Source organism: Campylobacter sp. RM9334, assembly GCF_020138145.1.
Taxonomy (GTDB): domain Bacteria; phylum Campylobacterota; class Campylobacteria; order Campylobacterales; family Campylobacteraceae; genus Campylobacter_E.
In genome coordinates, this window is sequence record NZ_JACGAX010000010.1 from 46925 (window position 1) to 62710 (window position 15786).

15 protein-coding genes are annotated in these 15786 nt (G+C 25.6%); 2 read left to right on the forward strand and 13 right to left on the reverse strand.

Annotation, left to right across the window (positions count from 1 at the left end; genetic code table 11):
* Positions 1-36: 36 nt before the first annotated feature.
* The 12 genes from AVBRAN9334_RS05665 to ileS form a co-directional block, all read right to left on the reverse strand.
* Positions 37-2823: a hypothetical protein gene (locus tag AVBRAN9334_RS05665; RefSeq protein ID WP_336607238.1), complete on the reverse strand. Its 2787-nt coding sequence runs from the start codon at positions 2821-2823 to the stop codon at positions 37-39.
* On the reverse strand, positions 2820-3881 hold the full coding sequence (locus tag AVBRAN9334_RS05670) for a hypothetical protein (protein WP_214117710.1): 1062 nt from the start codon (positions 3879-3881) through the stop codon (positions 2820-2822). The genes AVBRAN9334_RS05665 and AVBRAN9334_RS05670 overlap by 4 nt, the downstream gene beginning before the upstream one ends.
* A gap of 117 nt (positions 3882-3998) precedes the next feature.
* Positions 3999-4148, reverse strand: coding sequence for a hypothetical protein (locus AVBRAN9334_RS05675; protein WP_214117709.1), 150 nt, complete (start codon positions 4146-4148; stop codon positions 3999-4001).
* A 20-nt stretch (positions 4149-4168) separates the two neighbouring features.
* Positions 4169-5197, reverse strand: a complete 1029-nt coding sequence (locus tag AVBRAN9334_RS05680; protein WP_336607239.1) for a hypothetical protein — start codon at positions 5195-5197, stop codon at positions 4169-4171.
* A 129-nt stretch (positions 5198-5326) separates the two neighbouring features.
* Complete coding sequence (locus tag AVBRAN9334_RS05685) at positions 5327-5458, reverse strand: hypothetical protein (RefSeq protein WP_284467021.1); 132 nt, start codon at positions 5456-5458, stop codon at positions 5327-5329.
* 12 nt (positions 5459-5470) lie between these two features.
* Positions 5471-6049: a hypothetical protein gene (locus AVBRAN9334_RS05690; protein ID WP_336607240.1), complete on the reverse strand. Its 579-nt coding sequence runs from the start codon at positions 6047-6049 to the stop codon at positions 5471-5473.
* A gap of 139 nt (positions 6050-6188) precedes the next feature.
* A complete protein-coding gene (locus AVBRAN9334_RS05695) occupies positions 6189-7325 on the reverse strand; it encodes a hypothetical protein (protein ID WP_336607241.1) in 1137 nt (378 codons plus the stop codon).
* A 129-nt stretch (positions 7326-7454) separates the two neighbouring features.
* A complete protein-coding gene (locus AVBRAN9334_RS05700; RefSeq protein WP_336607242.1) occupies positions 7455-7586 on the reverse strand; it encodes a hypothetical protein in 132 nt (43 codons plus the stop codon).
* Positions 7587-7612: 26 nt separating this feature from the next.
* Positions 7613-8572 carry a hypothetical protein gene (locus tag AVBRAN9334_RS05705; protein WP_336607243.1) on the reverse strand — a complete coding sequence of 320 codons (960 nt, stop codon included), beginning with the start codon at positions 8570-8572 and terminating at the stop codon, positions 7613-7615.
* A gap of 155 nt (positions 8573-8727) precedes the next feature.
* Positions 8728-9354 (reverse strand): hypothetical protein, encoded by a 627-nt coding sequence (locus AVBRAN9334_RS05710; protein WP_214150346.1) that lies wholly within the window; start codon positions 9352-9354, stop codon positions 8728-8730.
* Positions 9355-9671: 317 nt separating this feature from the next.
* The gene (gene gatA, locus AVBRAN9334_RS05715) at positions 9672-11033 is read right to left on the reverse strand and encodes an Asp-tRNA(Asn)/Glu-tRNA(Gln) amidotransferase subunit GatA (protein ID WP_214117706.1); all 1362 of its coding nucleotides are present in this window, start codon (positions 11031-11033) and stop codon (positions 9672-9674) included.
* A gap of 94 nt (positions 11034-11127) precedes the next feature.
* Complete coding sequence (gene ileS / locus AVBRAN9334_RS05720) at positions 11128-13860, reverse strand: isoleucine--tRNA ligase (RefSeq protein ID WP_336607244.1); 2733 nt, start codon at positions 13858-13860, stop codon at positions 11128-11130.
* A gap of 75 nt (positions 13861-13935) precedes the next feature.
* On the opposite strand from ileS, the gene AVBRAN9334_RS05725 reads away from it, so the two are divergent.
* Positions 13936-15021: a CinA family protein gene (locus AVBRAN9334_RS05725; RefSeq protein WP_214117704.1), complete on the forward strand. Its 1086-nt coding sequence runs from the start codon at positions 13936-13938 to the stop codon at positions 15019-15021.
* Positions 15018-15674, forward strand: a complete 657-nt coding sequence (locus AVBRAN9334_RS05730) for a uroporphyrinogen-III synthase (RefSeq protein WP_336607245.1) — start codon at positions 15018-15020, stop codon at positions 15672-15674. Before AVBRAN9334_RS05725 ends, AVBRAN9334_RS05730 begins: the two co-directional genes overlap by 4 nt.
* Before the next feature lie 24 nt (positions 15675-15698).
* On the opposite strand, the gene AVBRAN9334_RS10215 is transcribed toward AVBRAN9334_RS05730, so the two are convergent.
* On the reverse strand, positions 15699-15786 hold an 88-nt coding region (locus tag AVBRAN9334_RS10215), incomplete at its 5' end, for a hypothetical protein (protein ID WP_442862419.1).

Consider the following 15786-nt stretch of genomic DNA (forward strand, 5'->3'; position numbering starts at 1 on the left):
ATAATAATTACCCTAAATTAATTTAGGGTAATTTGCTTAATTCCAAGCACTCATATAGATTTGATTTAATCTATCATCGTTTATATGATTAATATTATGAATATCTATGCCGTTATTTTTAGCAAATGCACTAGTTTGCTCTATTAGTTTATCTATTGTTTTTGTATTGATGAATTTATTATCATCAAGTTCTATTGTGTTTATTTGATTGTGATAGCCAAATTTCCAAGCAAAGTGATGTGCTACTCTTATGCTATTTGTATCATCATCTTTAAACTTTATTAGCAGGTCTTTACCATCTTTTATTAAAAATATTTCATCAGCTTTTAAATTTTGTAATTTTAAAGCATCTTGCCCACCATCATCATAGATTAAATCATTTCCATCACCTTTTCTATAAACATATATATCATTACCAAATCCACCATATAACTTATCATCTCCTTTACCACCGATTAAAGTATCGTTTCCTAATTTGGTTGATATAATATCGTTTTTATTACTGCCTATTATTACATCATCTTTATAAGATGTGCTTATATTGCTTGCATTATCTTGATAGGCTACTGCAAATGTTGATGTAGCAAAATTAGAAAAGCTAAAATCTTTTTCTTTTAAGAATACTATTGCTTCTTTGTTTGCTTGCATACTTACGCTTCTTTTGATAGCTAGTTCATCTAATGTAACATCACTAAAGCTTATGCTACTAATTTTACTTTCATTATTGGTATTATAAAAATCTTTTATTGTTACGCTATTATCTTTATTAAGTGTAATTTTTAAATCATTTAAATCTTTTTTAAATCTTACATCTTTATAGCTTACATCTTTAAAAATAATTGTATTTTTATCAATATTATTTAAATTACTTTCTATTATGGTATCGTTACCAAAATTAAGCCCAGTAAATGTATAAGTATCGCTTCCAGCTTTACCTACTAGCGTATCATCTCCACCAAATCCATTAAGGCTATTATCCTTATCATTGCCTTCTATTGTATCATTGCTTGAGGTTCCTATATTGCTTAATTCAAATAAAGCATCGCTAAGCTCTTCACTTGAATTTGAATTAAAATACATTCCATTAGTATTTTTAGCTAAATCTTTAAAATGCTCAAACTCATCACGAATAGCTATAAAATTAATTTTTACTGAAGTATCTTCGTATTTATTGGTATTATTTGAATTTCTTAGACCTGCTACATAAAAAATTTTAGCTCTACCTTCTACTTCATCTCTTCTATGATTATCATCTCCGCTCTCATCTGTCATTACATATACTTCTTTGCTTAGATGATTATATGGACTAAAATTGCTCATTCCTTCTAAGATAGCTGCCATAGTGTATTCTATGCCACCATTTTGTAAATGGACTTTATTTATTCCACCTAAAAAACCTTGATAATCAGTGTAAGTTCCAATTGTTTTTATATCATTATCATTATAAGTAACTATTGATATTTTAGAATAAAAATTTTCTTTAAAGATATTACTAGCTATAATCTTTGCATTTGCTTTGCAAGTTGCTATATCATCTCCCATAGAACCTGTTGTATCTATTACTATAGCTACTTCTTTGCCTGGATTATCCTTTAAATTAATATTTAAAAATCCATCTTCGCTTTTTTTAAAATTGCGTATTGTTATACTACTATCGCCTTTAGTTACTATTAAATCATTATTGTCTTTAAGCTTATATGTAATACTTGTATCTTTAGCATCTATATATGCTTTCCTATCTTCATCATAAGAACCACCTTCTAATGTAGAGCCATTAAATACTACTTGACCTTTGCCATCCTTATCGTCTATTGTAACTTTACCATTACGAACATAATAAATATCATTACCGCTTATATCGCTAATCTTATGCTCTCCACCATCAATGATAATCAAATCATTTTTATTTAAATTTGTATTTTCACCTAATTTATTATGGGTATTATCAAGCAATATAATATCCCCACTAATTTGATTTTCATTAGTAAAATGTTTAAGGGTTGTAGAGATTTGGCTTTTAAAACTATTTGTACCTTGATAAGCTTCTCCTATTTTCTTACCATCATTTTCACTAGGTTCTTCTATGCTGGTTTCTTCTCCGATTATTTTATCTTTATAGTCAGCATACATTCTAACTACTTTCATATGATATTCTTCATCTACATTGCCATCAGGATAAAGCCCAAAAAAATCTGAAGTTCTTATTCTTCTTTGTGCAATTCCATAACCACTAGTTTTTCGTGATTTCCCGCCATTAGAATTATATCTTATCTCAAACCAAGCTCTAGCTCTATCACCTTCTTCAATAGCTTTAGATAAACCAGGTCCTATTAATTTTTTACCCCCATTGTACGCTAAATCAATAAGAGTTATTAATTCTTTGCTATCTTTTAGATATTTATACATTTCTTCACTAATTCCTTGATTAGGATTATTACTTGTTTTAATAATCATTTTTTTATAATCTGGCAATATAGTATAAAAAAGTTCTTTTGCTTCTTTTTCGTTAGTTAGTTTTATGCTATTTTTATTGTTATAATACTTTTCAATAATACGTTTGCCTTCATCTTTAGACTTTATTTTAGATAAAGCAGATATTAAATTATTAAAATCATTAGCTTGTTCATTGCTAACATTAAGTTTGATTGTTTTAAAATGTTCTCTCCAAGTATTTTTATGAGAAATTAATTCATAACCAACACCAATTGTAGGTCTAAGTTTACTATCAAGATAAACTTTTACATCAAAACCTTCATTATTCTTAATATTATTATATAATTCACTACTAAAGTTTTTTACCCTATGTAAACCACTTAAACTCATTTTTTCTCCTTTTTTAGATTTGTTTCACAACCAAAAATTTTAAATTTATTACATCTATTAAGAGTTTTTTCTGAATATGGTTGATAAATTACATTAGATACCATATCTAAAATATCAATAAAAGTTATATTATAATAACTGTCATATCTAATATGATTTAAATTATTAAATTTATGATAATTTAAAATATAATCACTACCCTTATACTCTATAATAAAAGTTTCTTTTGCTTCTTCGTAATATTTATTTGACATTTTCATTTTATTAGAATTTTTTAAAAGTTCTAATAGATTTTTATTCTTCATAGGATGATTGCAAAAATCTTTTTCTATAAATAATATATTTCCAATTTCACCTGATAAAGCTAAGTAATTTTTATCATCTAAAACTACATCACTTATAGTTATACTTTTATGTTTTTCTATGTATTTTTTACCTTTAATTTTACTTATAATATAAAGCTCATTATTTTTATCAACTTCTATAAAACGATAACTGACATTATCATTGCTATCATCTGAACTATAATCTTTTATATACTTATAAACTTTTCTATCAAGCCCTAAATCCCAGCAGTATTTAAGAGTATCTTTTACTTCTTGGCTTGCGTAAGGCTTAGCATCTACAATTTTTGGCTTTATTTTTATATCCTTATATCTAAAAAAATCTTGCCAAAAATTATTGAGTTTTAGTAATTTTCTACATTTTTCTGGCTCATCAATAAATCGTCCATGCTCATATCGCATATAGTTATCTTTATTGCATTCTATTGAGTTTTCTTGAATTATTTTTATATGTTCTATTAGTTCTTTAGGATAGGTTTTTGAGTTTTCAAGACTAGTGCTAAGCTCTTTTATTCTAGCTTTATAAGAACTTATAATACAATTATTATCATCTTTGCAATTACTAATGATTTTTATAAACTCATTTTGGTCTTGTTTTATCTCTTTTGTAATATATGCAAAGCTTTTATAAATACTATCTAGCTCTATTTTTAACTTATTTATTTGATATGAATAAATATTTGTAATTAGTAAAATAGCTAATATTTTAAACATAACTCTCCTTTATTTTTCATATCATAGCATTTACTTAAATAAAAATATCAAAAAACTTTATTAAAATTAATTATTGTGTTACTTTTTGTAATATTTTTAAATCCTTATTTCAAATTCTCATAATTTTTTAAAGAATTTAAAATAAGAATTATAAGTTTTATAATTTGTAATCTCATCTTTACTAGGAGCTCTTTTTTGTCCCCACAAATACAATGATAATATTTCACTTGTAAAATCATCATTTAAATCTAATCTAAAATTTGCCATTCTTTCTCCTTTTTATAATTTTAAATACCATTGTAGATCTCAATTGCTTCTTTTTCTGGATCAAAGTTTGAATAACCACAATTATCAAATTTGCGTATATAACTACGTTTTTCCTTTATATCAGCTTCGTATGATAAAAGCTGATGATTAAAAACTCTAAGTCTATATTTATACTCTTTTTCTTTATCTTCACGCTCATCAAATTCATCAATAAGATAAAAGCTATAGGTTCTATATATATTATCTTTAAATTCAAAGGCTATATCCGTATAAACTGAAATTGAAACAGAAGCACCCCATCCAAGTAAAATAATAGGTTTAGTAAATCCAGCTATATTATTTTTAACTACTAGATATTTAGTGTAATCAACCGGTTCTAATTCATCGTAATTAACATATCTTTTAGAATAAATATTTTTTCTTAAGTAATCTTTGTAATTATCTAGATTTATATCTTTATGTATCTCATATTCATGATTTGTAATGCTATTATAAATCATTTTATAAAGAATATCTTTACGTACTAATAACTTTGTAAAATCATCAACCACTACTCTTTTATAAAGCTCATCTTTAGGTAATATCATATCTTCTTTTAAGCAATAGCCTTGCTGATATTTTTTATAATCACTTAGAGTTACTATTTTTTCGTGAGTTTTACTTGAGTAATCAGGTATGGTTCTAAAAAAATAATTATATAAAGCAAATATTATTATCATAGGTATTATGCTATAAGTAAAAGCAAGTTTGTTATTAAATTTCTTTCTTAATTTAAAGAAAAGTATTATAAAAAATATAATTATAAAAACTTTAAGATATATTAGTGGATAAAGTATAAGTCCTTTATAAAATAAAATTATTATTTGACTTAAATTTTCATAAATAAAATAATTAGCTGCAAAAAAGCAAACAATAATTGAATAAATTACATTTACATCTGAGCCAATGCTAAAAATAACACCAGCAAAAATTGAGTAAAAAGCAATCACTATTTCAATTATTATAAAAATCTTAAAAAGTATTTTTAAGATTTCTAATGTTTTTTTCATAATATAACCTTAATTGTTTTTTATATCATAGCATTTACTTAAATAAAAATATCAAAAAACTTTATTAATTTTTATTAATTGTTACTTTTTGTAATATTTTTAAATCCTTATTTCAAATTCTCATAATTTTTACAAGAATTTAAAATAGTAATTAGAAGTTTTATAATTTGTAATTTTATTTTTATTAAGAGTTTTTGTCCCCATGGGTATAATGATAATATTTGTAAAATTACCATTTAAATCTAATCTAAAATTTGCCATTCTTTCTCCTTATTAAACTTTTCTTCTATTAACTGTAATTGCGATTTTTGTAAAATCACCCCTTATATTATCATCATCTATTAGATTTGTAATGACTGCTTTATATGTTTTATTCTCAGGTACAAAATAAATTCTAGAATGTCTTTGTACCATTCTGACTTCTTCACCTTTAATATTCATAATTGAACTACCTATTACGTATGTATCATCATTTGGTGTAGCGACTTTATCAAATACTAATATCTCATTACCATCTTTAGTAAGCTCATATATTTTAATATCAAGTGCAAGTGGATAATAAGGATTATCTAGTATATTATCTACTATTTTTTTGTCATATAAATTAACTATACGATAATCCTTACTGTCTATTTTACCATAGCAAAAATACGTAGGATAAAAAACATAAAACCCTAAATGTTTTCCTATATCTTTTCTTTGTGGTTTAAAGATTATTTCAATTTTAGATCCTTTTTTGCTTAAATTAAATAAAGTATATATAGGAGTTTTTGGTATTTTATCTTTATGAACAAATTCAAAAGCATTTAAACTAAAAACTAGCATAAGTAATAAAGAAATTTTTTTAAGCATTTATTCTCCTTTATTTTTCATATCATAGCATTATTTAAGAATATTTTTTGGTTTGTAAATGTATTTTAGAGTTGAAATATAATTTTTAAATTCTTAGAATTTAAATATTTTTATTGCTTTATTTTGCTATATGTAAAAATTACTTATTTTTCATCTCATTATTATTAATAAAATTGTCTATAAATATATCATTGCATTCTTCGCCACCACGCACACTTATATTTTTACTACATGTTTCTGAAGCACGAGTACCACTTGTATAAAATGGAGAAGTAGCTGTAGCTATTATAGTATATAAAGAAAAAGGTGTGCCGGTTTTATAAGCAAGAATACTCTGAGCTATTTTTTTATTATTAATCCTATCTTTTATATAAGCAAAGTATTCAAATTTAGTCCAAAGTTTATCTTTTATATCAGGATAATCACATATATATTCATAATCAGAATTTGTGCATTTTACATATTCATATCTTGATAATTCATTTTTATCTATCTCTACTCTTGCTATACATTTACCTTTGTAGAATTCTTCAATTTTGACACTCTTTTTTCTATAAGCTTCCATCATATCTATAATTAGATATCTTATTCTATCTTCTGGCATATTATGTTTTTGTATTAAATATTTTATTAAATCTTTTATTTCAGTAGGAATTTTTTCATGAAACATATTTTTTCTTAAATAATCTTCCCAAAAAACATTACTATTACCTGCTAAATATTTTTTATAATATTTATTATATAGTTCTAAAAATTCTTCATACTCTATAAAACCTTTAGTTCCATCGCTTCTATCATATTCCAATGTAAACAATAGCTTATACTCTAAATCTTTTGAAACCATACAATTTTTATCATCTTCATTACTTGAATAAAATCTAAAATATTTTCCATTATTTATAGGATGGTCGCTTATTTCCTTATATTCAATATATTTTATTTTATTATCCAAAAGTGATCGCATATAAAAATCTGGTAATATAGAGCCAATCCATCCTCCTATATAATATTCGCTTATTTTATACCTCTCTTTATCCATAAGATTAACCTTATATTCACCAATATATAGCGAATTTCCTTTAAAAGTCTCAAGGTATGTATTTGTAGCATATTTATTTGCATTGTAATAAAAAACAATATTTGTTATAAATATATCACCAAAAAATGCAAAAAACCAAATAGCAAACCACATTAGTTTTCTTTTAAAACCTTTTGGTTTAATTAAAACAATAAAAAATGTAATAAGCACAATAATATGCAATAAAATAAATTCCATTTTCAACACCTAATTATTTTTCATATCATAGCATTTACTTAAATAAAAATATCAAAAAACTTTATTAATTTTTATTAATTGTTACTTTTTGTAATATTTTTAAATCCTTATTTCAAATTCTCATAATTTTTACAAGAATTTAAAATATGAATTAGAAGTTTTATAATTTGTAATTTTATTTTTATTAAGAGTTTTTGTCCCCATGGGTATAATGATAATATTTGTAAAATTACCATTTAAATCCAATCTAAAATTTGCCATATTTTCTCCTTTTTATATAAATGAAATTAAAAATTACCGCAATTGTCAAACACTATTCCGTAAGTAAAATCATCTTTATAGTTTTTAAACTTTTTTATCAATTTATCTAAATTTTTTTCTTGTTCTTGTAGTGTATATAAATGTATTTTTTTATAAAATATTGTGTTTTCTTTAAAATAAAAACTATCATCTAAATATACATAATATTGTTTTATTGAATTATTTGCCAAAATAACAGGTTTAATAAACCCTGCTTTGTTGTTTTTAGCGTCTATCGTTAGATATTTAGAATAATCAACTTCTTGAAGTTCATCTAAAGAAAAATATTCTTTTTCTAAGGCTCGTTGCTTTAAAAACTCTTTATAATTATCTAAATTAAAATCTTTATGAATGTAATAATTTATTTTATCTTCATTATCTTCATTAAGAGAAAAAGATAAGTGTTTATATGTTTCATCCCATCTTTTTGTTTTTAAGAAATTTATCACTACTCTTTTATAAAGCTCATCTTTAGGTAATATCCTATCTTCTTTTAAGCAATAGCCTTGCTGGTATTTTTTATAATCACTTAGAGTTACTATTCTTTCATGAGTTTTACTTGAATAATCAGGTATGGTTCTAAAAAAATAATTATATAAAGCAAATATTATTATCATAGGTATTATGCTATATTTAAAAGCTATTTTATTGTTAAATCTTTTTCTTAATTTAAAGAAAAATATTATAAAAAATATAATTATAAAAACTTTAAGATATATTAGTGGATAAAGTATAAGTCCTTTATAAAATAAAATTATTATTTGACCTGTAAAACCAAAAAACAAACTATTAATCGCTAAAAAGCAAAAAAGAATTGAATAAATTACATTTACATCTGAGCCAATGCTAAAAATTACACCTGCTAAAACTGAGCCAATAGCAATCATTATTTCAATTATTATAAAAATCTTAAAAAGTATTTTTAAGAATTCTAATGTTTTTTTCATACTAAAACCTTAAATATTTTTCATAGGAAGATTACAAAACTATTTTTCCATACTTATCTTTTAAATACTTATCTCCAACATCATACATTGCAGTCCAGATATTTTTAAAATTATCCATACAATTCAAATATTCTTCTTTTGTCATCATCAACTCCTTAACTATCAATTTTTTCATAAATATAACCATATTTATCAAAATAAATTTTAAGCTCTTTTATATTGATATTATGATTATCTTTAAAATACTTTTCAAGCTCGTGATATTTTTCAATGCTTAATATATTTATAATCTTTTCATCTTGCAATAAAATTACCGAATCCATTACCTTATAGTATTTTAGTTTAAGCGTAAATATGTAATAAAATAATTTAAGAATAAAATTTATAAAGTATTGTAAGATAGTAGCAGGTAGTAAAAAAATCCATAAAATTTGAATTACTTCATGGGGTTTTTGTGATTTGTGATGAACTACCGAAAAGCTTTTATATATCTTAAAAGGCTTATTTAAATCAATACTTTCTAACACTTCGCCATTATTTAGATAATTAATGGTATTTTTAGTAATTATGATTTCTCTTTTACACTTTATAAAAGGTCTTATGTAAGGTAGTGCTAAAAATGGCATAATTATAAAAACATTTCTATGAAGTGAAGAGCTAGGATTATCTGTTAGAAAATACGCAATATAACTTATTATCATACAAACAAAAGCAGGTAAAAAATCAAAAAATGTATTAATATCCTTGATAATTACCGGCTCTTTATCGTAATCTCTTTGCATATCATCTAACCTTTTTTTAATAAATTTATATGGTGCTATATAGCACAATCAATGCCTTAAATTAAAACCACAACTAAAAATAGTAACATTCCAAATTTTAAGCATTCAAATTCCTTTATTTTTCATATCATAGCATTTACTTAAATAAAAATATCAAAAAACTTTATTAATTTACAATTTAATCACTATTTAGATAGTTAATTTACGATAAAAAAGATAGAAAGTATAAAAATTACATAATATAAATATTAAGCAAAGTGCTAAAAGTGATTAAAATCTATTTTAAATTCTTAGAATTTAAAATAGAATAGGGTAGGTTATTTAACAGCGTTTTCCAAGCTTAATGCTGCATTTAATAAGTTTTGCTCATCAAATCTTTTTGCTACTAATTGAACGCTCACATTTAAATTATCTTCAGTTTTAGCAACAGGCACGCTAATACCTGCAAGTTTTGCAAGATTAACTGAAATAGTGAAAATATCTTCTAAATAGCTTTCAACAGAACTAGTCTTCGCATCAAATGATTTTGGAAGACTTGGTGCAACAGGCATTAGTATTAAATCATTATCGCTTAAAATTTCATTGTATTTTCTAGTGATAACTTCTCTTACTAATTGAGCTTTTTTATAATATGCGTCAATATAACCACTTGAAAGCACGAATGTTCCTAATAAAATTCTTTTTTGAACTTCAAGCCCAAAACCTTCGCTTCTAGTATTTACATATAACTCGTTTAAATCTTTAAATTCCTTAGCTCTATTGCCATATCTAATCCCGTCGTAACGGCTTAAATTAGCACTTGCTTCAGCACAAGCTATTATATAATAAGCAGCTACATCGTATTTACTATCAGCAAGGCTAACTTCACTTATGGTATGACCACAAGCTTTTAATTTATCTATAGCTTTATAAGTTTGTGTTTTTATTTCATCAGAGCATGAATCTATATAATTTTTAATAATTGCAATTTTGTATTTTTTATTAGCGTCTAATTTATCAAATGTAGGCACAAATTGAATATCAGCACTAGTGCTATCAAACTCACAATGACCTGCAATCGCATCGTATAAAATACTAGCGTCTTTTACATTTTGAGTTAATACTCCTATTTGGTCTAAACTACTTGAATAACTAGCAAGTCCATATCTGCTAACTCTTCCATAACTTGGCTTAAAACCTACACAACCACAAAATGCAGCAGGCTGGCGAACACTTCCACCTGTATCGCTTCCTAATGCAGCAAGAGCTATTTTTGCACCTACCGCAGCAGCACTACCACCACTACTTCCACCTGGGACTAAAGCATTATTTAAAGGATTTAGGGTTTTTCCATAAAAGCTTGTTTTTGTAGTATTACCCATAGCAAACTCATCCATATTACATCTTCCAAATGGTGCGAATTTGTGTTTTTTCATATTGCTAATCACACTTGCATCATAAGGTGCATAATATCCTTGCATTATTTTTGAACCATTTGTAATGCTCCAGCCCTTAACTTGAATATTATCTTTAATAGCTACAGGCACTCCTAGATAATCAACATCATCTAAAGGAGTATTGATTAATTGCTCTACATAAGCTCCTAAATGTTTGTTTTCTAATGCTAATTTATTTAGTTCTTTTTTTAATTCTATTAATTCATTATCACTTAATTTTAATGCTTGTTCTAAAGTTATCATTTCTTTCCTTTATTTACTAAAATTACTCCAATAGCACTAATTATAGCTAATACTATAATAGTGCCGACTATTAGCTCTAAGCTAACAGGTTCGCTCATTTTAACACCCTTTCGCATCTAGGACATAAGCTTTCTTCGTTTAGACTTAAGTATTTCCAACATCTAGGGCATTTGCATAGATTTGATTTTATGATTTTGTATGTTTTATTATCAATTTCAAAACTTGCCAAAGCTTCGTTATTATTTAAAGCTTCAATTTTACTTAATGAATAAAAATCAGCTGCTTCTTCATAATTTAATATCACTTCATCATTAGTAGCTAGATTCAGCTCTAATGTGCTTTTGATTATTTTATCTTTTTTTAATATATCAATTTGCTCGTAGAATTTAACACGAGTTTTTAATAAATATTCATAATCGTTTTTGCTCGGTTTGATTTTACTAGCAAAATCAAAATCTTCTAAATCAAAAATACTCTTAATATCGCCTAATATAAATTTGTTTGCGTGTTCGCAAGCTTCATTTGTAGTATGAGTTAATACAGGTGCTAGTAAAACTAATAATTTTTTAAGTATTAAAGCCATTGCAGTAATTGACGCTGTTCTTTTGCTATCTTCTTTAGCATCACAATACAAGCTATCCTTACAAATATCAAGATAAACACCGCTTAAATCAGCACTTAAAAATGTGCAAAGTGCATTCATACCTTTAGCGAAATCATATTCTAAGAATGATTTTTTGTAAAGTTCAAACACATTATTAGCTTTATTTAAAATCATTTTGTCTAAATCACTGAAATTATAATTATAAGCTTTTAAATCGCTAGTATTTGCTAATAAAAATCTTATTGTATTTCTTATTTTTCTATATTGTTCGCTAGTTTGTTTTAATATGCTTTCGCCTAATTTAACATCAGTTGAATAATCACATAATGTTATATAAAGTCTAAAGATTTCTAAGCCATAATTTTTTGCAATTTGTTCTGGTGCTATTACATTGCCTAGACTTTTACTCATTTTTCTACCTTTTTCATCAACGGTAAATCCGTGAGTTAAAACTGCTTTATAAGGTGCTTGTTTGTTTAAAATAACGCTTAATAATAATGAGCTTTGAAACCACCCACGATGTTGGTCGCTTCCTTCTAAATACATATCAGCTTGAGTTGTTTTGATATCGTAATTTCCACTAGCTAAAACAGCGTTAAATGTAGAGCCGCTATCAAACCAAACATCTAAAATATCAGTAACTTTTTCTAATTCATCTGCTTTATATTTTGAATTAGCTGGTAATAAATCTTTAATATCTTTTTGCCACCATACTCTTACGCCTTCTTTTTCAAATATGCTTGCAAGGTGTTCGTAAAGTTCAAAATCCATAATCAAATTCCCTGATTTATCATTAAAGAATGCTAAAGGCACACCCCAAGAGCGTTGTCTTGAAATACACCAATCAGGTCTATTACTAATCATAGTTCCTATTCTATTTCTTCCTGCTTTTGGATAAAAACTTACTTCATCAAGTGATTTTTGAGCTAATTCTCTTAAAGTCATACCATTGTAAAATTCTTTATCCATAGCTATGAAAAATTGTTTAGTAGCTCTATAAATTATTGGTTTATGAGTTCTCCAGCAAAATGGATATGAGTGTATAAATTTAGAGCATTTTAAAAGACTTTTGCCCAATAATTCAATAATTACTTCATTTGCTTTAAATACATGCATTCCTAATAATTCAGGTTTATTTGGCACTAATCTTTTGATATTTTCATCATAACAACCATCATCTCCTACAGGCATTTCTACTTCAATGTTATATCTTAAACAAGCATAATAATCATCTTCTCCGTGTCCTGGTGCAGTATGAACTAAACCACTACCGCCATCCATTAAAACATGCTCTCCTGTTATGAATTGAGATAGATTATTGTTTAAAGGATTTAATGCGTTTGTATTTTCTAAAAAATCTCCTTTAAATTCAAGCACAGGTTTAATATTAAATTCTGCTAAATCTTCTAATCTTTTTTTAGCTACGATAAGACCATTTTCTCCTAAAACATATAGCTCATCTTTATTTAATGCGATTGCTTTATTTGCTGGTAAAGTCCAAGGAGTAGTAGTCCAAATAACAGCTCTTGCGTTGTTTAAAACACTATCATTTGCTCCTAAAGATTTAAGTTTTGCTTTTGCATCATCGTTTAGTTTGAATGCTACGAAAATTGAATAATCTTCTTTATCTTCATATTCAACTTCTGCTTCAGCTAAAGCACTTTTAGCAGCCCAACTCCAATAAACTGGCTTACTTCTTTGAATTAATAAACCATTTTTAGCTACTTCTAAAAGAGTTTTGTAAATATTTGCTTCAAATTTAAAATCCATAGTCAAATAAGGCTTGTCAAAATCTCCAATTATTCCTAAGTCTTTAAATTCTTTCATTTGAATACCTATGAATTCTTTTGCGTGTTCGGTGCAAGCGTCGTGAATTTCTTTTATACTTGGATTTTTATCTTTTAATTTGATTTCAACTTGTTGTTCAATAGGCAAACCATGGCAATCCCAACCAGGAGTATATGAAATTGAATTATTAGCTAGAAAATATCTAGTTTTATTAATCATATCTTTTAAGATTTTATTTAAAGCATGACCTATGTGTAAATGCCCGTTAGCGTAAGGTGGGCCATCGTGTAGGATAAATTTAGGTGCTTTTTTATCTCTTAATTGTGCGTATGCAAATGATGAAAATTTTTCAAAACTTTTTTTCTCGTTTTCATAAAGATTTGCTCTCATCTCAAAAGTAGTATTGGGTAATAATAATGTATCTTTATAATCCATAAATGTGCCTTTAATATTTTTTGATTGTTAAAATGCACTTATTTTGCTATACTTTTTTAAATAAAAGGATAAGAAATGAAACATTTATTAATATATTTTACAAAAGATTTGAGTTTTAATAGTAGTTTTTGTGAATTTGTAGATAGAAGTTTGGCTAAGAAGAATTTGTTTGCTAATACTATCATTAAGCTTAATGATGATGATTCTAAATTAAATACTCTTTTAGAAATAGATGTTAAAAAATATGAATTAGTAACGATAATTGCTGATGAGCATTCTTTTTCTATGATTAATAAAATCCTAGCTACACTAAAAGAATGTGAATTGAGCTTAATTGATGATGAGTTTATAGTAGAAAATCCTAAAGATTATAAGAAAAATTCAGTTTTAATAGATTTAAATGGGGTTATGATTAATATATTAAAAGCTAGTATGTTTTATCTACCTGAAATTTTGCATAATACAAAACTTAGTTATGATTTTTTAATAAGTGATTTGGATTTAGAAAGTGCTGAAATATTATTAAATACTAGCGTAAAGCCTTATGGAGTAAGTCTTAATATTTATTCACTACTTGATAATTTATTATATGTCAAAGTAAATACTAATGAATATTCAGATGAAATAGGGCTTTTAAATTCCGTTAAATCATTATTCCCTAAAAAAGTGATTTTTGCTGATAATTTATACGAGCATATAATTAAAAAATTAAAAGAAAATAACAAAAAATTAAGCTTTGCAGAAAGCTGCACTGGTGGATTATTAGCTAGTAATTTTACTAAAATTAATGGCTCAAGTAGTGTTTATGAAGGTAGTGTTATAACATATTCAAACAAAAGCAAAAAAGCTTGGCTAAATGTAGAGGATATTCATTTAGAAAATCAAGCAGTTTATTCTCAAAATTGCGCTTTAGCAATGGCTACGGGGGTATTAAAATTAACTAAGGCAAATTACGCTATAACTTGCACGGGGGTTTTAGGAGATAGCGATGATTTAGGTGTTAAAAGCGGTGTAGCTTTTATATGTGCTATTAGTGATACAGGCTTGATTTTGCACGAGAGATTAGAATTACTTGGAGATAGGATTTATAAGCAAAATCAATGTGCTTTAGCCTGTGCTTTATTGCTTTGCAAACTTGAAAGAGAAGTGTTTTTTGAATGATTTATGTAGTTGGTTTAAAAAACGAAACAAATATAAAGAGTATTTTTGTAAATGAAATAATTTTTAATGATTTTAGCATTAATGATGATTTTGATGCTTGTATTTTTACTAGCAAAAATGCCGTTAAATCTTGTGTATTAAATAATATTAATCTAAAAAATAAAAAGATTTTTAGTATAGGTTTAGCAACTACGAAATACCTAAATAGTTTAGGCTTAGATGTGTTTTATACAGGCAAATCAGCTCATGCAAGTGAATTTAAAAACGAGATATTGCCACTGCTAAATAATTTAAAATGTGTTTATTTTAGGGCTTTAAATATTATAAGTGATTTAGATGAGTTTTTAGATTCAAATAATATTAGCCTAAGGTCTGTAATAGCATATAGTAACGCTAGATTAAATACGCCTTTAGATAATGATTTAAACCCTTTTATAAAGTCAATAAATAATGAAGATATATTGATATTTTTAGCACCATCAGGAGTGCGTGATTATAAGTATTTTTTCAAAACTTTTCCAAAAAATATAATAGCAATAGGAAAAAGCACTGAAAATGAATTAAAAAAATATAATGTAAAAAATATTTTTGTTTCAGACTATCCTACTTTGCAAGATTGCTTAAACCTAGCTAATACTTTAAATAAAGTTTAGGAATTTCAATTTGAAATTCCTTTTTTAATCAATCTTTAAAATACTTAAAAATGCTTCTTGTGGTAAAGATACTTTACCTATTGCTTTCATACGCTTTTTACCTTCTTTTTGC

Bases quoted from the DNA above. Each gene is read 5' to 3' on its own strand.
- AVBRAN9334_RS05670 (WP_214117710.1), bottom strand. From the start codon at position 3,881: ATGTTTAAAATATTAGCTATTTTACTAATTACAAATATTTATTCATAT.
- AVBRAN9334_RS05675 (WP_214117709.1), bottom strand. From the start codon at position 4,148: ATGGCAAATTTTAGATTAGATTTAAATGATGATTTTACAAGTGAAATA.
- AVBRAN9334_RS05725 (WP_214117704.1), top strand. From the start codon at position 13,936: ATGAAACATTTATTAATATATTTTACAAAAGATTTGAGTTTTAATAGT.
- AVBRAN9334_RS05695 (WP_336607241.1), bottom strand. From the start codon at position 7,325: ATGGAATTTATTTTATTGCATATTATTGTGCTTATTACATTTTTTATT.
- gatA (WP_214117706.1), bottom strand. From the start codon at position 11,033: ATGATAACTTTAGAACAAGCATTAAAATTAAGTGATAATGAATTAATA.
- AVBRAN9334_RS05705 (WP_336607243.1), bottom strand. From the start codon at position 8,572: ATGAAAAAAACATTAGAATTCTTAAAAATACTTTTTAAGATTTTTATA.
- AVBRAN9334_RS05665 (WP_336607238.1), bottom strand. From the start codon at position 2,823: ATGAGTTTAAGTGGTTTACATAGGGTAAAAAACTTTAGTAGTGAATTA.
- AVBRAN9334_RS05700 (WP_336607242.1), bottom strand. From the start codon at position 7,586: ATGGCAAATTTTAGATTGGATTTAAATGGTAATTTTACAAATATTATC.
- AVBRAN9334_RS05690 (WP_336607240.1), bottom strand. From the start codon at position 6,049: ATGCTTAAAAAAATTTCTTTATTACTTATGCTAGTTTTTAGTTTAAAT.
- AVBRAN9334_RS05680 (WP_336607239.1), bottom strand. From the start codon at position 5,197: ATGAAAAAAACATTAGAAATCTTAAAAATACTTTTTAAGATTTTTATA.
- AVBRAN9334_RS05730 (WP_336607245.1), top strand. From the start codon at position 15,018: ATGATTTATGTAGTTGGTTTAAAAAACGAAACAAATATAAAGAGTATT.
- AVBRAN9334_RS05710 (WP_214150346.1), bottom strand. From the start codon at position 9,354: ATGCAAAGAGATTACGATAAAGAGCCGGTAATTATCAAGGATATTAAT.
- ileS (WP_336607244.1), bottom strand. From the start codon at position 13,860: ATGGATTATAAAGATACATTATTATTACCCAATACTACTTTTGAGATG.
- AVBRAN9334_RS05685 (WP_284467021.1), bottom strand. From the start codon at position 5,458: ATGGCAAATTTTAGATTAGATTTAAATGGTAATTTTACAAATATTATC.